Raw genomic sequence first — 19954 nt, forward strand, 5'->3', positions numbered from 1 at the left:
TTCTCCGAGCCGGCGCCGGGATGAGAGCTACTGGCCCGCGGGCTTCTTGCCGAAGCGCTTCTCGAAGCGCGCCACCCGGCCGCCGGTGTCCAGGATCTTCTGCTTGCCCGTGTAGAAGGGGTGGCAGGCGGAGCACACGTCGGCGTGGATCACGCCGTTCTTGGCGGTGCTGCGGGTGGTGAAGGAGTTACCACAGGTGCAGGTCACCTGAGTGGCGTTGTACTCCGGGTGAATATCGGGCTTCATGTCGTTTTTCCTCTCCAAAACGCGGTCGCCGGGTCGCCACTGTCTCTCGCCTGTGGGGGCTTGCGCGCTGAGCACACCGGGGTGCGCGCGGGCGGGAACCGGAACCGCTACGGTTCGGCTACCAGTGTGCCAGATCCTCCAACCATCCCAGGCCACAAGACATTCCCCCGCCCCGGTGACCTGCCTCTCCAGACCGGACACATCGTGCTCACCGGGCCCCTCCCGGCCTCGCCGGGCGCGACATCCGCGGGAGAACCGGCACCCCGGGACCTCCCCGGAAAATCAGGGGCTCCAGGCCGTCACCTTCCCAGGTACGCCAGCACGGCGAGGACCCGGCGGTGATCGTCGGCGGCGGGCTCCAGCCCGAGTTTGCCGAAAATGCTGGAGATGTGCTTCTCCACGGCCCCCTCGGTGACGAGCATCCGCCCGGCGACCGCGGTGTTGGAGCGCCCCTCCGCCATCAGGGCCAGGACCTCGCTCTCCCTGGCGGTCAGGGACTCCAGGGGATCGCCCCTGCGCTGGCGGCTCAGGAGCTGCCCGATCACCTCGGGGTCGATGACCGTCCCCCCGGCCGCCACCCGGCGTACGGCGTCGAGGAACTCGGCCACGTCCGCTATCCGCTCCTTGAGCAGGTAGCCGACCGCCGCGGCGCCGCCGCCGATCAGCTCCGTGGCGTACTGCTCCTCGACGTACTGCGACAGGACGAGGATCGGCAGCCCGGGCCGCCGGGCCCTGGCCTCCAGGGCGGCACGCAGTCCCTCGTCGGTGTGGGTCGGCGGCATCCGTACGTCGACGACGGCCAGGTCCGGATCGTGCTCGTCGACCACCGTCACCAGACCGGGGCCGTCACCCGCCACCCCCACGGTCTCGATGCCCCCGTCGGCGAGCAGCCTGGCCAGCCCCTCGCGCAACAGCACCGAGTCTTCGGCGATCACCACCCGCATGGGTCTCACGTCTTCACCATTCGCAGGGCAACTCCGCCCTGATCATCGTGGGGCCGCCCAGGGGGCTGTCGACGGTCAGGGTGCCGTCGATGGTCGCCGCCCGGTCGGCCAGCCCGGCGAGGCCGCTGCCCGGCCGCGGCACGGCGGCGCCGACCCCGTTGTCGTAGACCTCGACGATCACCCGCTGCTCCCGGCGGCTGACCCGGATGAACGCCTCGGTGGCCTCGGAGTGCTTGGCCAGGTTGCTCAGACACTCGGCCACGACGAAGTACGCGATGCTCTCCACCGCGGGCGGGGGCCGGTGGGAGACCTCCACCGACAGGTCCACCCGCACGGGCGCGCGCGCGGCGAGCGACGACAGGGCCGCGCCCAGCCCCCTGTCGGTGAGGATCGCCGGGTAGATGCCCCTGGCGAGGTCGCGCAGCTCGGCGATGGCGGCCTTGGTCCCCTGGTGCGCCTGGGCCAGAAGCTCCCTGGCCACCTCGGGGTCGGAGTCCAGCTTGGCCTGGGCCCGGCCCAGGTCCATGGCCACGGACAGCAGCCGCTGCTGAGCGCCGTCGTGCAGGTCCCGTTCGATCCTGCGCCGCTCGGCCTCGGCCGCGTCCACCCCGCGGGCCCGGCTGGCCCGCAGGTGGGCGGCGCGGGCGGCCAGCCGGTTCTTCTCGCTCGTCCCCAGCAGGGCGACGCCGAGCATGCCGTGCAGCCAGGCCATTCCCCGGGTCGCGTAGAGGGCCGCGAGGAGGAAGCCGGCCCCGACCAGCGCGCACAGCAGCACCCTCGGCCCGCTGTCGATCGGCAGCCCGTCGATGGGCGTCATCGGCTGCCCCGCCAGCAGCAGGGGCAGCGGCGCGACCGTCAGGCCCAGCCCGAGGATCCACAGGACCGCCGAGACGGTGAACTCCGCGATCCCGATCGGCAGCAGCAGCAGGAGATAGAGCAGGTCCTTCCAGGTGGCGGGGTCGACGAACATGTCCTTCCAGCGCAGGAACAGGTTGTCGCCCTCGGAGGGCCGGTACGGGCTGGGGATGTCGACGCCGAAGGCCAGCCGCAGGAACCGGCGCTCCAGCATCGCGGCGCCCCGCCAGGCCAGCATGGTCAGGGCGAGCAGCGGCAGCCCGATCCACACGATCACCATCACCAGGGAGGCCGGGATCACGGCCGCGAGGAACGCGAAGCAGGCGAGGCCGTAGAACATGCTCACCAGCAGGTAGGGGACGGCCCGCCAGGTCATCGGGTCGACGAGCATGCCCAGGGGACCGTTCGGCCCCAGTGGCACGCGTCGCCTGAGCGGCGTCCTGACCGCGGTCGTGCCTCCCAGTGTCTCGGCCGTCATGCGCCTCCTTCGCCGCCGATGCCCGTCCTCGCCATCCGTGTCGCCGTCGCCGCCGTCGCCGCCGTCGTTCCCGTTGTTTCCGTTGTTTCCGTTGTTCTCAGCCGTCCCCGCCGCCCCTCGCGTGCCGTCCGTCTCGGCGTGCCGTCCGTCTTCGCGTACCGCCCCCTCGCCCGCCGTCCACGCGCCGCGATCATCGCCGGAGCGGGCCAGGGGCCGCGAGGGAAAAGGGACCCTGAAGTAGGGATATCTCGAAGTACGGGGTCACACAAGGGACTTGGGAAACGCGAACGCCCCGGCCGGAGGGGCCGGGGCGTTCGACGTACGGCGGATGATCAGTCGCGCTCGGAGCTGACCGTCGTCTTCTGCACCTGGAGCAGGAACTCCGCGTTGGACTTGGTCTCCCTCATCTTCTCCAGGAGAAGCTCAAGGGCCTGCTGCATGTCCAGGGCGTGCAGCACGCGGCGGAGCTTCCAGGTGATCTGGAGCTCGTCCTTGCCCATGAGGATCTCCTCCTTACGGGTGCCGGACGCGTCGACGTCCACCGCGGGGAAGATCCGCTTGTCGGCGAGCTGCCGGTTGAGCTTGAGCTCCAGGTTGCCCGTGCCCTTGAACTCCTCGAAGATGACCTCGTCCATCTTGGAGCCGGTCTCGACCAGCGCGGTGGCGAGGATCGTCAGCGAGCCGCCGTTCTCGATGTTGCGGGCGGCGCCGAAGAAACGCTTCGGCGGGTAGAGCGCGGTGGAGTCGACACCACCGGACAGGATGCGGCCGGAGGCCGGGGCCGCCAGGTTGTAGGCGCGGCCCAGACGGGTGATCGAGTCGAGCAGCACGACCACGTCGTGGCCGAGCTCCACCAGGCGCTTGGCGCGCTCGATGGCGAGCTCGGCGACCGTGGTGTGGTCCTCGGCCGGACGGTCGAAGGTCGAGTGGATGACCTCGCCCTTCACCGACCGCTGCATGTCGGTGACCTCTTCCGGACGCTCGTCCACCAGGACGACCATCAGGTGGCACTCGGGGTTGTTCCGGGTGATCGCGTTGGCGATCGACTGGAGCACCATCGTCTTGCCCGCCTTGGGCGGGGAGACGATGAGACCACGCTGGCCCTTGCCGATCGGCGCCACCATGTCGATGATCCTGGTGGTCAGGATGTTCGGCTCGGTCTCCAGGCGCAGGCGCTCCTGCGGGTACAGCGGGACGAGCTTGTTGAAGTCGGGCCGCTGCCGCGCCTGCTCCGGGTCCATGCCGTTGACCGTGTCGAGGCGGACGAGCGCGTTGAACTTCTCGCGGCGCTCACCGTCGCGGGGCTGGCGGACGGCGCCGGTGACGACGTCACCCTTGCGCAGGCCGTTACGGCGGATCTGGGCCAGCGAGACGTAGACGTCGTTGGAACCCGGCAGGTAACCGCTGGTCCTGACGAACGCGTAGTTGTCGAGGATGTCCAGGATTCCGGCGATCGGGATCAGGACGTCGTCGTCGCCCACCACGGGCTCGTTGCTGTCGAAGCGCTCGCGGCCACGGCGGTTGCGCTCGCGGAACCGGCCGCGGCGGCCACGACGGTCGTCGTCGTCGCCCACGCCGTGCTGGTCGCCACGGTCCTGCGGGCCCCGGTTCTGCGGGCCCCGGTCGCCACGCTCGCCACGGTCGGCGCGCTCGTTGAGGCGGTCACCGCGGTCGTTGAGACGGTCACCGCGCTCGCCACGGTCACCGCGCTCGCCGGACCGCTCACCGCGGTCGTTGAGGCGGTCGCCACGGTCGTTGAGACGCTCACCGCGGCTCTGGCCCGCGTCGGCGGCCCGCTGGTCGGCACGGCTGTCAGTCCGGCTGTCGGTCCGGCTGTCAGTCCGGCTGTCAGTCCGGCTGTCGGAGCGGTTGTCGCCCCGCTCACCGCGCTCGCGGCGATCGTTGCCCCGCTCGCCGCGCTCGCTGTTGCGGCCACGACGCTCGCCGCGCTCGCGACGGCTCTCGCCGCGCTCGCCGCGGCCCTCGGCCGGGGCGGTGTCGATGGTCTGCTGCTCCACGACGGGCTCGGGCGCGACGACGGCGGCGGCCACGGGCTCGGGGGCGGGAGCCGGGGGTGCCTGCTCCACGACGGGCTCGGCGGCCACGACGGGGCGGGAACGTTCCCTGCGGGTGCGCGCCGGACGCTCGGCGACCGGCTCGGCCACGACGGCCGGGGCGGCCACGGCCGGAGTCTCCTTGACGGCGGCGGGAGCCTGGGCGCTCTCGGTGGAGACGCCCTGCTTCTCCTGGATGGCCGCGATCAACTGGCTCTTGCGCATCCGCCCGGTCCCGCTGATGCCAAGGCCGGAGGCCATTGCCTGCAGCTCAGGCAGCACCATGGCGGAAAGGCCGGTGCCGGAGCGACGGCGCGGCTTGGCCGCGGGGCGGGTGGGGGTGTCGCCGGACGTCGGCGCCGTGCCGGTGACGTCGGAGAGGAGTTCGGTGGTGTCGCTCACTAATGGGTCCTTCCCAGGGGTCGGGCGTGGCCATGATCAGCCAATCGTCCCGGTGGTGCGATCGACCCGGTGGGACAGACCGGGTCGGGTTGCACGTCGCGATCCTCGACGGCCCATGGAGAGCCGCCGCCACTGTCGGAGAAGGGCGAATCCAGGCCGTCACCATCGAGAATCGCCGACGGTGGGACTTGGAGGACACCCCCCGGATTGCTACCGGCAACCAGATGTCGAGGTAGATCGAACGCGCATGTCCCCTAAAACGCCGCTTCTCGTTGCCCCAACCGAAATATGGAGCATCTCGGAGGCGACGGATTCGGGGAGGCCACTGCGGCGATCATGTCTCACCAGGTGAGACATGATGCAGCGATGTGTGGCTGACAAGCACGCACCCAACGCGGGGCACCTGGTGCGGCTATCAGCCTAACATCACCAGCGCACACAGCTATTCCCTGAAGGTCGAAGAGGTGTCAGCGTGTCTCAAGAGAAACAACGCGGGCTCCCCTGGTTTCGACATCCAGTGGCTGGATGTGCCAGTCATTACCCACTTCCGGTGCGATCAAATCCTGCGTATTCACCGTTGAGAACGCAAGAATCGTGGGACCCGCTCCCGAGACGACCGCGGCGACACCCGCCTTCCGCAGCCGCCGTACCAGGTCGGCGGTGTGCGGCATCGCGGGGGCGCGGTAGTCCTGGTGGAGGCGATCTTCCGTGGCGGCCAGCAACAGCTCGGGCTCGGGCCTGGCGGTCAGCGCCGCGACCAGCAGCGCGGCCCTGCCGGCGTTCGCCGCGGCGTCGGCGTGCGGGACGTCCTTGGGCAGCAGCCCGCGGGCGATCTCGGTGGACAGCCGGTGCGCGGGGACGAGGACCACGGGCCTGACGGCCTCGTGCGGGAGCAGCCGCACCAGGTGCGGCACGCTCCCTGTGTCCGTCCAGGCGACGGTGAGCCCGCCCGCCAGGCACGGCGCCACGTTGTCGGGATGGCCCTCGATCTCGGTGGCCAGCGCGAAGACGCCGTCGTCGGTCAGCTCGGGCGGCGCCTCCGGCGGATGATCCCCGCCGGGATGGGCGCCTCGCGCGTACGGGGTCGCGGCCAGCGCGCGGGCGGCCAGGATCCCGGCGCAGATCGCCGCGGAGGAGGATCCGAGGCCGCGGGCGTGCGGGATCCGGTTGAGACAGCGCAGCCGGATGCCGCGCGGCTGCGGGAGACCCATCCTGTCGAAGGTCGCGCGCATCGTGGTGACGATGAGGTGCCCCTCGCCCAGGTCGAGCTCACCGGCCCCCTCGCCCTCGACCGCGATGTCGACGCCTCGGGAGCCGGGCCCGCCCCGGGGCTCGAACAGCTCGGCCTCGATCTCGTCGTGGAGGTCGAGGGCGAGCCCCAGCGTGTCGAATCCGGGGCCGAGGTTGGCCGACGTCGCGGGGACGCGGACGGTCGCCTTCGCCGTGCCGCCGGTCATCGGGGTCCGTGGGGGGCCGTGAGGGGCACGTCGCTTCTCCTGAGGTCCACTAGGCGAGTTCGAGGGCGGTGGCCGCGGCGTGCGCGTCGATCGGGATCGTCACCGGCGTGGGGGCGCCCGAGATGGCCCAGTCGGGGTCCTTGAGGCCGTTTCCGGTCACCGTGCACACGATGCGCTGCCCGGGCTCGACCAGACCCTGCCCGTGGGCCTGGAGGAGGCCCGCCACGCTGGCGGCGGAGGCGAGCTCGACGAACACGCCCTCCTCCTGGGCGAGCAGCTTGTACGCGGCGGCGATCTGGCGGTCGGTGACGGCCTGGATGACGCCGCCCGACTCGTCGCGGGCGGCCTCGGCGAGCTGCCAGGAGGCGGGGTTGCCGATGCGGATCGCGGTGGCGATCGTGTGCGGGTGGGTCACCGGCGCGCCGTTGACGATCGGCGCGGCACCGCTGGCCTGGAAGCCGAACATCCGCGGCGTACTCGTCGCGACGCCGTCTCGCGCGTACTCGGTGTAGCCCATCCAGTACGCGGAGATGTTGCCCGCGTTGCCGACCGGGATGCAGTGGATGTCGGGGGCGTCCCCGAGCGTGTCGACGATCTCGAACGCGGCGGTCTTCTGGCCCTGGAGCCGGAACGGGTTCACCGAGTTGACCAGCGCGATCGGGTAACTCTCCGACAGCTTCCTGGTCATCTCCAGGCAGTCGTCGAAGGATCCCTCGACCTGGAGCAGCCGGGCACCGTGGACCAGCGCCTGGGCCAGCTTGCCCATCGCGATCTTGCCCCGGGGCACCAGCACGGCGCAGGTCAGGCCCGCGCGGACCGCGTAGGCGGCGGCGGAGGCGCTGGTGTTGCCGGTCGAGGCACAGATGACGGCCTTCGCCCCGTCCTCGACGGCCTTGCTGATGGCCATGGTCATGCCACGGTCCTTGAAGCTTCCGGTCGGGTTGAGGCCCTCGACCTTCAGGTAGACCTCACAACCGGTCAGCGCCGACACCCGGTTCGCCGGGACGAGCGGGGTGCCGCCCTCCAGGAGCGTGACAACGGGCGTCGCCGTGGTCACCGGAAGTCGGTCACGGTACTCCTCGATGAGGCCACGCCACGCCCTGGTCATGATTGCTCCTCACCGCGCCCGGCCGGTCCGTGCGCGTGCTACCTGCGGTATTGGGGACGAGTCTACGGGCAACCCGCTCGGCTCTGGGATGCGCTGTCCACCAGATGGACAAGCCGGGCGTCCTCCCCAGGGAACTCTAAGGATCAGTCGATATGGTCTGCGAGGCTTGACAGCGTTTGACAGCGCTTGACACGCGGGGAATCAAGACAAGGGGTGTCACATCATGACGGGCGGCACGGCGGCGGACCTGCCGACGATCCGGCACAACGACTACTCGCCCCTGGCCCCGCCCGCGCTGGGCGCGTGGGACCCGGAGCTCCCGGTGAGTGTGATCATTCCAGCCCACGGCGGGCAGCACAGGCTCGACCTGACCCTCGCCGCCCTGGCCGCGCAGAGCTACCCGGACCACCTCATGGAGGTGATCGTGGTCGACGACGGCAGCGAGCCGCCGTTGCGGCTGCCGGAGATCGCCCCGAGTGACGCCAGGATCGTGAGCACCGGCTCCTCGGGCTGGGGCATCGCCCACGCGGTGAACACCGGCGCCGCCCTCGCGGAGGGGCGGATCATCCAGCGCCTCGACGCCGACATGGTCGTCTGCCGCGAGCACATCGAGGCCCTGGCCCGGTGGCACCACCTGGCCGGATACCTGGTCACGATCGGCGCGAAGAAGTTCGTCGAGGAGCCGGAGCTGACGGCCGCCCGGGTCCACGAGGGCGTGCGCGCGGGCTCGCTGGGGTCCCTCTTCGACCTGTCGGGCGCCCTGCCCAGCTCCACCGAGCAGACGATCTCCCGCACCAACGGCCTGCGGGCCAGCCGCAACCCCTACCACGTGTGCACGGGGCCGACGGTGTCGATGCGGCGGGAGATCTTCCAGGCCGTGGGCGGGGTGGACCCCCGGGTGTTGCGGGGCGAGGACACCGAGTTCGCCTACCGGCTGGCCGCGCACGGCGTGGTCTTCGTCCCCGACATGGCCGCCCAGGCCGTCCATCTGGGACTTCCCGCCCAGCGCCGCGACCCGCGGCGGGCGGTGCGCGTCGTCGCCCCCTACCTGGCCCACCGGGTGCCGCTCCGCCGTGACCTGCGCAAGGACCGGGGCCGCCACTGGCTGGTTCCGTACGTGGAGGTGGTGCTCCGCGTCGACGGGCCCGAGGAGCGGGTGCGCGAGGCGGTGGGCGCGGCGCTCGACGGGTCGCTCGGCGACGTGATCGTCACCCTGGTCGCCCCCTGGTCGAGGCTGTCCGGGGAACGCCGCCCGGTGCTGGACGACCCCCTGCTCGACCTTCGGCTGCTGCGCGAGCACTTCGCCCACGACGAGCGGGTGCGGTTCGCCGACGAGGTCTCCGCCACCCCCGCCCCGATCGCCTTCCGCTACACGGGCCCGGTCTCGGTCCCTCTGGGACGCGACACGCTGGAGCGGATGATCCGCGTGATGCAGGACGACCGCTCGGGCATGCTCGTCGTCGATCTCGGCGGCGACGGCGAGGCGACGCTGCAGCGGACCGAGGCGCTGGGCCGGGCGAGGCTGCTCGGCGCGGACGACGTCGCCACGTCGATCGCGGCCACCCACGGCGTGCGGCGCGGCGACCGGCCGGAGTTCTGGCCGGTCGGGCCCACGCCTCCGGTCTCCGCCCCTCCCCCCGCCCGGGTTCCGGCCGCGCCCGGGAGCCCGGCCCCCGCCCCGGCTCCCGTACGGGAACCCGCGAGGCCCGCGGCGGAGCGGGTTTCCGGGCAGGAGCAGCGACGCCGGGAGGAGAGGCGCGACTCCCTTCTCGGCAGGCTCCGCACCGCGCTCAGGAACTGAGCGCGGCCCGGGGCGGCCGGGGACAGGCAAAGGCGGACGGAGCCCCGGCCCCGCCGGGCCGGAGCGGATCAGGCCGGGCCGGAGCGGGCCAGAGCGGATCGAGCCGGGCCGGGCCGGAGCGGATCAGGCCGAGTCAGAGCGGATCGAGCCGGGTCAGGCCGGGGCGCCCGCGCTCTCGCGGCTCTCCGGCAGGGGCGTGACGCGCCGCCGTACGACCAGCCCGAAGACGACGACGAGCAGGCCGAGCGTGCCCGACACCACGAACGGCGCGGCCGGGCGCCAGGCGTCGTAGAGGAAGCCGCCCAGGGCGGAGACGGTGAGGATGCCGACGGCGCCGCAGAGGGTCTGCACCCCGTAGGCGGAGCCGCGGACCCCGGCGGGCGCCTGCTGGGCCAGGAGAGGCCCCGCGGTGGTGATCCCGGCGATCTCCCCCAGGCCGACGAACACGGCCACCAGCATCATGCCGGAGCCGAGAGGGTCGCTGACCAGCAACGTCGACAGGTAGGACAGCGCCGCGACGGCCTGGGCGAGGATGACCACGTCCTGGCGCCGCATGCGGTCGCCCAGCCAGCCGAACAGCGGGGCGGCGAGCACGGCCACGGTCTGCGCGACGCCGACCACGGCACCCGCGCGGGCCAGGGCCTCCGCGCCGGACATGCCGCGCTCGCTCGTGGCGTAGTCGACGACCCACAGGGACAGGAAGCCCGCGACCACCGCGAGGTCCGCGCGGGCGACGAACGCCGCCGCGTACGACAGCGCCACCCCGGGGTCGCGGGCGAGCGTGACGCCCTCCCTGACCAGGCGGGGCAGCGGGACGCGGGCGGCGGGCCCCTCCGGGGGCCCGGAGACCGGGGCCTTCGACAGCGTGAACCACATCAGCGCGGCGACCGCGAGGACGGCCGTCGCGATGATCAGGAACGAGACGCGGGCGGCGGAGACCGGGGCCGTCCCCGAGTCCTCGAAGACCTTGGGCAGGCGGACCAGGCCGAGCACGGCGAGCATCGCGCCCAGCCCGCTGAACAGGCCGATCAGCCCGTACGACTTGCCGCGCGAGCCGTCGCGGACGTAGTCGATCGCCACCGTGGACAGCATCGCGCTGAGCGCGGCCACGCCGAGGGCGAAGATCACGCGCAGCGCGACGAGCACGGCGGTGTTCGCGGCGAACGGGAAGAGGGCGGTGCCCAGCGCGCACAGCGCGAACCCGGCCACCACGACGGGCCTGCGGCCGTGCCGGTCGGCCAGCGCTCCGTACCAGGCCAGGCTGGCGATCATCGCGATCTCCGCGGCCACGCCCAGCAGGCCGACGGCCTTGCCCTGGTCGGCACCGTCCACGCCGAGGACGCCGCCCAGAATGTACGGCTGCGTGGCGGGCAGGAAGGAGATGATCATGGTCGAGGCGAACGCCATGGACAGGCAGGCCCACATGTTGCCGCGGCCGATGCCGTCGGCGAGTTGGAGGCCGAGCACGCGGCGCGAGGGGGAGGCGGCCATGACGCGATCTTGCCAGCTGTGTAAGGGCTTATCCAATGTTACGAGTGGCTATGATCTACACAATTCTGGAAATGTCATTACCCGGGAGCGGCACGTGACCGACCAGATGCCCAAGGGTGTCCAAACGCATATTCCTAACGTCGCGCGCATGTACGACTACTATCTGGGCGGCAAGGACAACTTTCCCGCGGATCGTCAGGCGGCGGAGAAGGTCTTGGAGATCATCCCCGAGATCCGGCACAGCGCTCGATCCAACCGCGCGTTCCTGGGCCGCACGGTCGGTTTCCTCGCCGAGTCGGGGATCGACCAGTTCCTCGACATCGGCGCCGGGCTGCCCACCCAGAACAACGTGCACCAGGTCGTCCCCGGAGCGCGGGTCGTCTACGTCGACAACGACCCGACCGTCCTGGTCCACGGCAGGGCGATCCTCGGCAAGAACGAGAACGTGACCATCGTCGAGGGGGACCTCCGCCGGCCAGGGGAGATCCTGGAGCACCCGGACATGCGCGCGGCGATCGACTTCGACCGGCCGGTGGGGATCCTTCTGCTGGCCATCATGCATTTCGTCCCCGACACGGACGACCCCCTGGGCATCCTCGCCACCCTGCGCGGGGTCATGGCGCCCGGCAGCCACCTCGTCCTGTCCCACGTCGCGATCGACGCCCGCCCGGAGGCCGCGGAAGGGGTGGTCCAGGTCTACGACCGGGCCTCCTCGCCCTTCGTCACCCGTACGGGCAAGGAGATCGTCCGCATGTTCGACGGCTTCGACGTGGTCGAGCCCGGCGTCGTCAACCTGCCCGAGTGGCGGCCGGTACCCGGCACCGCCGTGCCCTACAAGGGCGTCGGCTCCTACTTCCTGGGGGGCGTCGGCGTCGTCAGCGACGTCGGGTGATGGCCCGTTTCACGGAGGACAGCAGCCCGTACTGGACGACCTTCCTGGCGGCGGCCAGTTCCTTTCGCAGGGTGCCGACCTCGCGCCGCAGCTCGACGGTGCTCCTGCGCCAGCGGCCCGCCTCGTCGCGCCACTTGGCCACCTGGCCGCGGAGCCGCTCCGCCTCCCCGGTGAGGCGGGCCACCTCGGCCTCCGCCTCGCTCCTGACCCGGTAGGCGCCGCGGCGGCCGGTGAGGGGGCGGGCCTCCGGAGTGAACCCGTAGGTCTCGCCGTCCACCCAGATCACGCCGAAGGTGTCGTCCACGGCGTCGTCGAGGTCCTCCCCCTCCTCCAGCACGATCGCGGCGCGCGCGAACGCGGCGGCACGTTCCAACCGCGCAGCGACGACCCCCCGCCCCGGACCAGCGTCGCCGGTTTCCTCACCCCCCTCGGCCAGCAGCACCGACACCAGGCCGTACCCCTCGTCCCTGGCCAGGTCGAGCAGGCGCGCCAGGGTGTCCTCGCCCGGGACCCACCCGGCGGGCAACCTCAGACGGTACGGAACCGCCCGGCCGGGGGCGTCGGGCCGGTCGTGAGGGGTGAGGGCGGCGGGGACCTCGTCGGCGAAGCGGACCCTGGGCTCGTGGGCGTAGTGGCCGCGGATCAGCACCAGGTCCAGGTCGGGGTTCTTCAGGGGGGCGCGCCCCTCGACGCCGACGCGGCCCCACGGCCCGGTGAGGGTGACCGCGACGTCGGGCAGGGTGCCCGCGAGCACGGCGTCGACGGTGGCGCGGACCTCGTCGTAGGCGTATCCGCCCGGCTTTCCCCCGGGCTCGACGACCACCTCCACGTAGGGCACCTTCCACTGCCTGGCCGGGTGGGAGCGGAGCCAGCGGTAGGACGGGATCCGGTCGGCCACGAAGGCGTGGCTGACCCGGTCGATCGGGGCCTTGTCGCGCATGCGCATGGTCGGGCCCAGGTGAAAGGCGCGCGACAGCGGCTCGGGCACGAAGACGGCGCCCGCCTGGGCGAGCCGGTAGCCCATCTCGGTGTCCTGGCCGAGGATCAGATCGGTGTCCATCGGCCCCGCGACGGCGAGCAGCGCGGCGTTGACCGAGGTCGCGCCGCCGACATGCAGGCTGAACGCGCGGTGCGGGTTGGCGGTGAGGCCGTCGGTGCGCTCGACGAGGTCGACCAGCCAGGCATGCGGCTCGGCGGGCTCGAAGAGCTTGGCCAGGTCGTCGGCCGCGGCGACCACCTCGGGAGCCGGCAGCCCCGCCGGGGTGAAGCGCAGGTAGCCGGTCACCACCAGGTACGGGGCGGCGTGGTGCCAGCGCATGTGCGCCTCGACCGACCTGCGGTCCAGGACCACGTCGGAGTCGAGCCAGTGGATCACGTCACCGGTGGCGGCCGACAGCCCGGCGTTGCGGGCGTGGGCGCGGCCGGGGACGGAACAGACGATCAGGCGGGTGCCCTCGGGGCGCAGGGCGGGCAGCCGCAGCGGCGGGCTGCTGCCGTTGTCGACCACGACGACCTCGGTCAGGGCCGCGGGGTAGGTCTGCCCGGCCAGCCCGGCGAGCGCCAGGTCGAGTTTCTCCTGGTCACCGTACGCGGGAATGACGACACTGACCCGGAGCGAGGGAGCCCAGGAGCCCAGGGCGGGCGGCGTGAGGCTCCGGTAGTCGTTACCGGCGATCCGTGCTGTCATGACGCTTCCAGGATCGAGCTCGGGCGGGGACCGCACCACCGGTCCGACGCGGCGCGCGGGAGACGGGCGAGGGAGGGCCGCCGGGTGGGCTCGGCGCCACCGGTCCGGCGCCGTCCGCGGCCCGGGTCATGGGCGCCGTCGTGGACGCGGTGAGCGAGGTGGGCGAGCGCCCCCGTCTCCGGCCGCGGGAAGCCCGCCGGGAGGGCGGAGGGGGGCGGGGACACGGAGGTCGGCTGCGCGGGCACGAGCGAAGGATAGCGAGGCAGGAAGATCGCTTCTCACCAACTTCCCACTTGACATAGAGGATCACCACTAAAGGGTGACAGCTGTCACACAGGTCACAGGAACCTTTGAATTTCCTATTTATCGCCGTATTCGCACTTGGTGAGCCGATAGCCTCAATTACCACCAACAACGACAGGTAACGACAGAGCGGCACGGAAGGTAAGCGCGGATGCCCACGCCCCGAAAACTGACGCTTCTGGCGGCAAGCCTCGGCTCGGTGTTCCTGATCGCGCTGACGCTGCTCGCGAGCATCGGGATCATCTCGGTCACGGCGGCCATCGTGCTCGGCGCGATCGCGACGGTGCTCGCCGTCCAGGTACTGGCGGTCGCGACCGTACGCAGGGTCGACGGCAAGGCCCAGCGGATCGACGCCCGGGTCAAGCGCTACGAGGCGGAGATGGCCACGGTCAAGGCGGCCACCCAGCGGCTGGACCGGCGGCTGGACGAGATCGTCGAGCTGCTCAAGGAGCACGAGCGCAAGCGGGACGAGGACCTGCAGGCGATCCTGGTCTCCCTGGGCGAGGACCGGCTGGCCTCCGTACCCCGGCGCCAGGAGATCGAGGAGATGGTCCACGACCTGCTGCCGCGCCTGGCCGCGACGCAGGCGGTGACCGAACGGTCCCCGGAGGGAAGAGAGTGACCGGCACCGGCTTCGCCACCCCCGGTTCCGCCTTCCCCGCCCACGACGACCGGGCGGACCGGGGCGAGCGCGCGGGCCGCGCCGACCGGACCGGCCGCGCCGTCGTCCCGCGCGCCAGGATCAGGCACAACGACTACGGGTCGCTGCTCCCGCCCGACCTGGGCGCCTGGGAGCCCCGCCTCAGGGTGAGTGTGGTGATCCCGGCGCACGACTGCCAGGAGGCCCTGGACCGCACGCTCGCCGGGCTGGCCGCGCAGACCTACCCCGCGCACCTCATGGAGGTGGTCATCGCCGACGACGGCAGTGACCCGCCACTGCGCGTCCCCGAGATCACCCCGGCCAACACCAGGCTCGTCCGGGTGCCCGACGGCCGCTGGGGACGGGGCTGGGCCCGCCAGACCGGCGCCGCCGCGGCGGCGGGCGACATCCTGCACTGGGTCGACTCCGACATGATCCTCGACCGGGAGCACGTCGAGGCGCACATGCGCTGGCACCATCTCGCCTCCTACGCCGTCGTGATGGGCGACGTCCGGTTCACCCCCGAGGGAACCGGACCCTCCGCCGACGAGGTCTTCTCGGCCGTGGAGGCCAGGGACGCGGAGAAGCTGTTCGACGAGTCCGCGCCGCACGAGTGGCGGGCCGGGGTGCTGGAGGAGACCCGGTGGCTGCGGGACGCGGGCGCCGGGGCCTACCGGCTCCACTCGGGGGCCACCACCTCGGTCCCCGTGGCGCTGCTGCGCTCGGTCGGCGGCGTGAACACCACGCTGAACATGGGTGAGGACACCGATCTCGGCTTCCGCCTCGCGCAGGCGGGCGCGGTCTTCATCCCCGACCCGCAGGCCCGCGGCTGGCACCTCGGGCCGTCCACGGTCATGATCCGGGAGAAGGAGGTGCACCGGCACAACTGGTCGGTGCTGCCCGACCTCATCCCCGACCTGCGCTGGCTGCGCACCCACCCGCGCAGGACCTGGCTGGTGCCGTACGTGCACGTCGTCGTCGACGCCCGCGGCGCCTCCTACGAGGACGTGCGGGCGAGCGTGGACTCCGCGCTCGCGGGCACCCTCGTCGACGTCGCCGTCACCGTGGTCGGGCCCTGGTCGGACCTTCCCACCGGGCGCCGCCCCTCCCTCGACGAACCGCTGCTGGACCTGCGCCTGGTGCGCAACCTGTACGTCCGCGAGCCGCGCGTCTCCTTCACCGAGGAGGTGCCCGCGGGCTCCGCGCCCGCGCCGTTCAGGCTCGTCGTGCCCGCCGGGTGGGCGCTCGGCGCCGACAGCCTGGCCGAGCTGGTCAAACTCGCGGAGGGCGAGGAGTACGGGCTGCTGTGCGCGGCCCTCGACGAGGGGCCCTCCGGGGTCAGGGCGGCCAGGTTCGAGCGCACCGCCGCCTTCGCCAGGGCGGCGCTGGTGAACGACGAAGGCCCCCGGGACCTCGACGGCGACCCCGGCGGCGACCCGGACGGCGCCCCGGACACCGGCCTCGACGACGTCGTCCACGAATTGTTCGGCTCGCTCTGGGTGAGCGCCGCCGAGGTCGGTGTGACGACCGCCGACGAGGCGGAGCCCGTCGCCGGGGACAGCGCGAAGTGGCGGGCCGACTCCGCGCGCTGGAAGCGCGAGGCGAAACGCCTGAAGGACGAGGTGGAGAGCCTCCGCGCCGAGACCGGACGCCTGCGGGCGGAGGCCGGGCGCCTGGAGGGCGAGCGGCGCCGCGGCCCGCTCGAAAAGATCATCTCGATGGCCAGGCGGCAGGGGAGGACCGGCTGATGTCCCTTCTGATCGATCTCGTCCGCGCCGCCCTGGAACGGAACGGCAAGCAGCGCGTCCTCGTCTATTGCGTGGGCTTCGAGACGCTCGGCGAGCTGGAGGCGTACGGGGCGATGGACCTCGACGGCGACCTCGACGGCATCCCGCGCGCCGAGGAGGGCGCGGCGGAGATCCTGGTGCTCGCCCGCACGCCGACCGACGTCCGCAGGGCCGCGAGCCTGCAGTCGCTGCTGGCCATGGCCCCCCGGGTCGTCGTCGCCGTGCGGGAGACGCCGCACTGGTACACCGCGCCGGTGCTGTCCCCCACCCCCGCCCACCGCTGGCGCGCTCTCGTGGAACTCCGCGTCCACCAGCCGAAACAGCCCGCCTGGGTGGTCGAGGCGAGGTTCTCCAAGCCGGTACCCGCTGGGCGGACGCTCGCCGCGACCGCCAGGGCGTTCGGCGGGCACCGGATGGACGCCGTCGCCGGGCCCGTCGCAGGCCTGGCGGGTCCGGGAGCGGCCCACTGGCGCCCCGGCGACCCGAACGCGGCCCCCGCCCCCCTGGCGGGCCCCGTCCCCGACAGGTTCGGCGCCCGTGGCGCCGACCTGGTCGTGCGCGTGGTCGGCGAGGAGCCGCCGTCATGGTCCGGCGCCGACCCCACCGGCAGGACCACGGTGGACCGCCCGGTCGCCGAGCTGATGACCTGGGAGAGGCTCGGCCGCCCCGGTGGCGGCAAGATCCTGGAGAACGGCCTCGGCGACCTGTCGGAACCCTGGGCCATCCCCCCGGTCGACGGCCGCTCGGTCAACCCCATGAACTTCATCACCGTGCCGACCCTCGGCACGGCCGAGTTGTCCTCGGAGTCCGGCCGCTGGGCGATCACCTGCGACGGCAGGACGCTCACCTCCTTCGACGCCTCCGGCGGCGTCACGGACGTGGACGTCAGCCGGATCAGGCAGGTCAGGGGCGTACGGGTGGACTGGCGGCGCAGCCACACCGGCCCGGCGGCCGCGCTGCGGGTCGTCACGGGGCTGGCCGCGGCCGGGGTGCCCCTGGTCTCCGAGACCGTGCCGCGCTGGGCGGGCGCCCTCGGCCCGGAGCTGGCCAGGCTGATCGCCTCGGTCGACGAGCCCGCGCTCAAGGACGACCTGGAGCGCGAGGAGCACAGCATCCGGCTGCGCCGCGAGGCGCTGCGCGTCCACGGGGTCCGCGCCCGCTGGGAGCAGCTGGGCGCCCCCGTGGCACCCGTGCCGACGGTCTCGGTGCTGCTCGTCACCCGCCGCCCGGAGATGGTGGGCTTCGCGCTGGAGCAGCTGTCCAGGCAGCGCGGCGCCGAGTTCGAGGTGATCCTCGCCCTGCACGGCGTCCCCGCGACGCATCCCGGCGTGGCCGGGCCCTTGGCTTCCTTCGAGCGGCCGGTCACCGTGGTCGAGGCCGACGGGCAGACCGTGTTCGGGAGCGTGCTGAACCTGGCCGCGGCCAGGGCGTCGGGGTCGTTCCTGTTGAAGATGGACGACGACGACTGGTACGGGCCCGACTTCATCTCCGACCTGCTGCTGGCCCACTCCTACTCGGGGGCCCAGGTCGTGGGAATGGTCCCCGAGTTCGTCTATCTCGCCTCGATCGGGGTGACCGTCCACCGCGAGCAGATCACCGAGCAGATCACCAACTTCATCGCCGGAGGGACCATCTTCTCCGAACGCTCCGCCTTCGAGGCCGTGGGCGGCTTCCGTCCCATGCCCGGCACGATCGACGCCCAGTTCCAGCACGCTGTGCAGGCCGCGGGCGGGCAGATCTACCGCACCCAGGGGCTGGGCTACATCCTGCGGCGCGGCAACGTCGCCAACCACACCTGGCGCGAGCCGATCGGCACGTTCCTGCGGCGCAACAAGCGCCAGTGGCGCGGCTTCCGGCCCAGCGCGCTCATGGAACTCCCCCCGGGGACACCGTGAGCACGCCGCGGATCTCCCCTGACACGCCGTACACGCCGCGTGTCCAGGACTCGCACGCGACGCCGGCCCCGGCCGGAGACGACGCCATGGGCACGCCGAGGATCTCCCTGTGCGCGCCGCGCGTCCAGGACCGGTACGCGGCCCCGGCCGGAGACGACGCCGCGGGCACGCCGAGGATCCCCGGCAACGACTACGGGGTGCTGTCCGCGCCCGCCCCCGGCACGTGGGAGCCGCGCCTGCCGGTGAGCGTGGTGATCCCCGCCAGGGGGCGGCAGGACAGGCTGGACCTCACGCTGGCCGCGCTCGCCGCCCAGACCTACCCCTCCCACCTCCTCGAGGTGATCGTCGTGGACGACGGCAGCGCGCCCCCGCTCCGGCTCCCCGAGATCGCGCCGGAACACACCCGGATCGTCGGCAACGCCCCGGGCCGCCGGGGCATCGCCTGGGCCCTGGAGACCGGCACGGCCATCGCGGACGGCCAGGTGATCCACCGGATGGACGCCGACATCGTCGCCTACCGGGAGCACGTCGAGGCGCACATGCGCTGGCATCACCTGGCCGGCTACATGGTGGTGACGGGGACGCTGCGCTTCACCGCCATGGCGGGCACCCCGCCCACCCCCGCCGAGGTCCGGATCGCCGTCGCCAAGGACAGGGCGGGCTCCCTCTTCGAGGAGGATCCCGAGCACGGGCACGACTGGATCGGCGAGCTCATCGCCGCCCACCGCGACTTTCGCGACGCACCCAGCTCGCTGCTGCACCGCGTCCACGTGGGCGCGACGGTCTCGCTGCCCGCCGCCCTGCTGAGGGAGACGGGAGGGCTGGACACCTCCCTGGCCCTCGGCGAGGACACCGAGCTGGGCTACCGGCTCACCCAGACGGGCGCGGTGTTCGTCCCCGACGCCGAGGCGCTGAGCTGGCACCTGGGCACGACGACGGCCATGCGCAGGCCCGCGGACGTCAGGCGGCACAACGACCCGTTCATCGCCGACCGGATCCCCTACCGGCGCCACCTGCGCACCGACGCGGGCCGGCAGTGGCTGGTCCCCTACGTCGACGTCGTGGTGGACGCCCGGGACGCCTCCTTCGAGGACGTCAGGGCGAGCGTCGACGGGGCACTGGCCAGCACCCTGCCCGACGTGCGCGTCACCCTGACCGGGCCGTGGGCGTCGCTGGCCGGCGAGCGCCCGGCCCCGCTGGACGACCCGCTGCTCGACCTGCGGCTGCTGCGCGGCCAGTACGCCCACGACGGCCGCGTCTCCTTCGCCGAGCGGGTCCCCGCGACCTCGGCGCCCGCGCCGTTCCGCCTCGTCTGCCCGGCCGGATGGGTACCGGGCGCGGAGTCGCTGGCCGAGCTGATCGAGCAGGCGGAGAAGGACGACGAGGGCCTGCTGCTCGTGGCGCTGGACGAGGACGAGTCGGGGGTCCTGGCCGCCCGCTTGGAGCGGACCTCCGCCGTCGCGAGGGCGATGCGCGTGGCCCGCGAGGGCGAGCGGCTCGACGACGTGATCGCCGAGCTGCACGGGGCGACCTGGCTGGACGCGGAGTCCTGGAAGCTGCGGCCCGCGGCCCGCGCCTACCCCTCCTGGGCCACGAACCGCAACAGGGAGGCCGCGCGCTGGCGGGCCACGGCCGAGTCGCGGGAGAGGGAGGCCGAGCGGGCCCGGCGGCAGGTCGCCGCCCTCAAGGCCGAGCTGAAGGAACTGCGCGCCGCGGCCGCCAAGGGCAGCCGCGACACCGTCAGGTGGAAGGAGAAGGCCGAGCAGCGCCGGCTGGAGGCCGTCGCCCTGCGCCAGGCCCAGCAACGGTCCCTGCTCGGCCGCGCCGCCCGGCGCCTCCGCACGCTCACCGAGGGGCCCTGACACCCGGGAGGCCGGGGACGCCCCGGACACCCGGGCGTCCTCGGCCGCCGGG

Annotated in this window: 14 protein-coding genes; 6 read left to right on the forward strand and 8 right to left on the reverse strand. The window is 72.7% G+C overall.

Translation table 11 applies throughout. The features are described 5' to 3' along the window. Nucleotides 1–27 precede the first annotated feature (27 nt). From rpmE to thrC, 6 genes are all read right to left on the reverse strand, one after another. Nucleotides 28–246 carry a 50S ribosomal protein L31 gene (gene rpmE / locus ACSDR0_RS11065; protein WP_344744661.1) on the reverse strand — a complete coding sequence of 73 codons (219 nt, stop codon included), beginning with the start codon at nucleotides 244–246 and terminating at the stop codon, nucleotides 28–30. Nucleotides 247–545: 299 nt separating this feature from the next. Beyond that, nucleotides 546–1190 carry a response regulator transcription factor gene (locus ACSDR0_RS11070; RefSeq protein ID WP_435288782.1) on the reverse strand — a complete coding sequence of 215 codons (645 nt, stop codon included), beginning with the start codon at nucleotides 1188–1190 and terminating at the stop codon, nucleotides 546–548. Nucleotides 1191–1203: 13 nt separating this feature from the next. After that, entirely contained in the window at nucleotides 1204–2523 is a 1320-nt protein-coding gene (locus tag ACSDR0_RS11075) for a sensor histidine kinase (protein ID WP_435288677.1), read from the reverse strand. 332 nt (nucleotides 2524–2855) lie between these two features. Next, the gene (rho, locus tag ACSDR0_RS11080; protein ID WP_435288678.1) at nucleotides 2856–4979 is read right to left on the reverse strand and encodes a transcription termination factor Rho; all 2124 of its coding nucleotides are present in this window, start codon (nucleotides 4977–4979) and stop codon (nucleotides 2856–2858) included. A gap of 467 nt (nucleotides 4980–5446) precedes the next feature. Continuing rightward, nucleotides 5447–6436 (reverse strand): homoserine kinase, encoded by a 990-nt coding sequence (locus ACSDR0_RS11085; protein WP_435288679.1) that lies wholly within the window; start codon nucleotides 6434–6436, stop codon nucleotides 5447–5449. Between the two features lie 49 nt (nucleotides 6437–6485). Then, nucleotides 6486–7544, reverse strand: coding sequence for a threonine synthase (gene thrC / locus ACSDR0_RS11090; protein WP_435288680.1), 1059 nt, complete (start codon nucleotides 7542–7544; stop codon nucleotides 6486–6488). Between the two features lie 223 nt (nucleotides 7545–7767). On the opposite strand from thrC, the gene ACSDR0_RS11095 reads away from it, so the two are divergent. Then, complete coding sequence (locus ACSDR0_RS11095) at nucleotides 7768–9345, forward strand: glycosyltransferase (protein WP_435288681.1); 1578 nt, start codon at nucleotides 7768–7770, stop codon at nucleotides 9343–9345. 153 nt (nucleotides 9346–9498) lie between these two features. On the opposite strand, the gene ACSDR0_RS11100 is transcribed toward ACSDR0_RS11095, so the two are convergent. Then, nucleotides 9499–10836 carry an MFS transporter gene (locus tag ACSDR0_RS11100; RefSeq protein WP_435288682.1) on the reverse strand — a complete coding sequence of 446 codons (1338 nt, stop codon included), beginning with the start codon at nucleotides 10834–10836 and terminating at the stop codon, nucleotides 9499–9501. Nucleotides 10837–10942: 106 nt separating this feature from the next. Here ACSDR0_RS11100 and ACSDR0_RS11105 point away from each other — a divergent pair, with 106 nt between their 5' ends. Beyond that, nucleotides 10943–11728: an SAM-dependent methyltransferase gene (locus ACSDR0_RS11105; protein ID WP_435288783.1), complete on the forward strand. Its 786-nt coding sequence runs from the start codon at nucleotides 10943–10945 to the stop codon at nucleotides 11726–11728. On the opposite strand, the gene ACSDR0_RS11110 is transcribed toward ACSDR0_RS11105, so the two are convergent. Continuing rightward, nucleotides 11712–13415, reverse strand: a complete 1704-nt coding sequence (locus ACSDR0_RS11110) for a glycosyltransferase (protein WP_435288683.1) — start codon at nucleotides 13413–13415, stop codon at nucleotides 11712–11714. The genes ACSDR0_RS11105 and ACSDR0_RS11110 overlap by 17 nt on opposite strands. A gap of 454 nt (nucleotides 13416–13869) precedes the next feature. On the opposite strand from ACSDR0_RS11110, the gene ACSDR0_RS11115 reads away from it, so the two are divergent. Genes ACSDR0_RS11115 through ACSDR0_RS11130 form a run of 4 tightly spaced genes read left to right on the forward strand, consistent with a single transcriptional unit; the run spans nucleotide 13870 to nucleotide 19902 of the window. After that, the gene (locus ACSDR0_RS11115) at nucleotides 13870–14340 is read left to right on the forward strand and encodes a hypothetical protein (protein WP_435288684.1); all 471 of its coding nucleotides are present in this window, start codon (nucleotides 13870–13872) and stop codon (nucleotides 14338–14340) included. Continuing rightward, nucleotides 14337–16106: a glycosyltransferase gene (locus tag ACSDR0_RS11120; RefSeq protein ID WP_435288685.1), complete on the forward strand. Its 1770-nt coding sequence runs from the start codon at nucleotides 14337–14339 to the stop codon at nucleotides 16104–16106. Before ACSDR0_RS11115 ends, ACSDR0_RS11120 begins: the two co-directional genes overlap by 4 nt. Next, a complete protein-coding gene (locus ACSDR0_RS11125; RefSeq protein ID WP_435288686.1) occupies nucleotides 16106–18040 on the forward strand; it encodes a glycosyltransferase in 1935 nt (644 codons plus the stop codon). Before ACSDR0_RS11120 ends, ACSDR0_RS11125 begins: the two co-directional genes overlap by 1 nt. Beyond that, nucleotides 18037–19902, forward strand: a complete 1866-nt coding sequence (locus ACSDR0_RS11130) for a glycosyltransferase (RefSeq protein ID WP_435288687.1) — start codon at nucleotides 18037–18039, stop codon at nucleotides 19900–19902. Before ACSDR0_RS11125 ends, ACSDR0_RS11130 begins: the two co-directional genes overlap by 4 nt. The last annotated feature ends 52 nt before the right edge of the window (nucleotides 19903–19954 follow it).

It is taken from the genome of Streptosporangium sp. G11, assembly GCF_051192615.1.
Taxonomy (GTDB): domain Bacteria; phylum Actinomycetota; class Actinomycetes; order Streptosporangiales; family Streptosporangiaceae; genus Streptosporangium.

Bases quoted from the DNA above. Each gene is read 5' to 3' on its own strand.
- ACSDR0_RS11075 (WP_435288677.1), bottom strand. From the start codon at position 2,523: ATGACGGCCGAGACACTGGGAGGCACGACCGCGGTCAGGACGCCGCTC.
- ACSDR0_RS11115 (WP_435288684.1), top strand. From the start codon at position 13,870: ATGCCCACGCCCCGAAAACTGACGCTTCTGGCGGCAAGCCTCGGCTCG.
- thrC (WP_435288680.1), bottom strand. From the start codon at position 7,544: ATGACCAGGGCGTGGCGTGGCCTCATCGAGGAGTACCGTGACCGACTT.
- ACSDR0_RS11100 (WP_435288682.1), bottom strand. From the start codon at position 10,836: ATGGCCGCCTCCCCCTCGCGCCGCGTGCTCGGCCTCCAACTCGCCGAC.
- ACSDR0_RS11125 (WP_435288686.1), top strand. From the start codon at position 16,106: ATGTCCCTTCTGATCGATCTCGTCCGCGCCGCCCTGGAACGGAACGGC.
- ACSDR0_RS11095 (WP_435288681.1), top strand. From the start codon at position 7,768: ATGACGGGCGGCACGGCGGCGGACCTGCCGACGATCCGGCACAACGAC.
- ACSDR0_RS11105 (WP_435288783.1), top strand. From the start codon at position 10,943: ATGCCCAAGGGTGTCCAAACGCATATTCCTAACGTCGCGCGCATGTAC.
- ACSDR0_RS11110 (WP_435288683.1), bottom strand. From the start codon at position 13,415: ATGACAGCACGGATCGCCGGTAACGACTACCGGAGCCTCACGCCGCCC.
- rpmE (WP_344744661.1), bottom strand. From the start codon at position 246: ATGAAGCCCGATATTCACCCGGAGTACAACGCCACTCAGGTGACCTGC.
- ACSDR0_RS11070 (WP_435288782.1), bottom strand. From the start codon at position 1,190: ATGCGGGTGGTGATCGCCGAAGACTCGGTGCTGTTGCGCGAGGGGCTG.
- ACSDR0_RS11085 (WP_435288679.1), bottom strand. From the start codon at position 6,436: ATGACCGGCGGCACGGCGAAGGCGACCGTCCGCGTCCCCGCGACGTCG.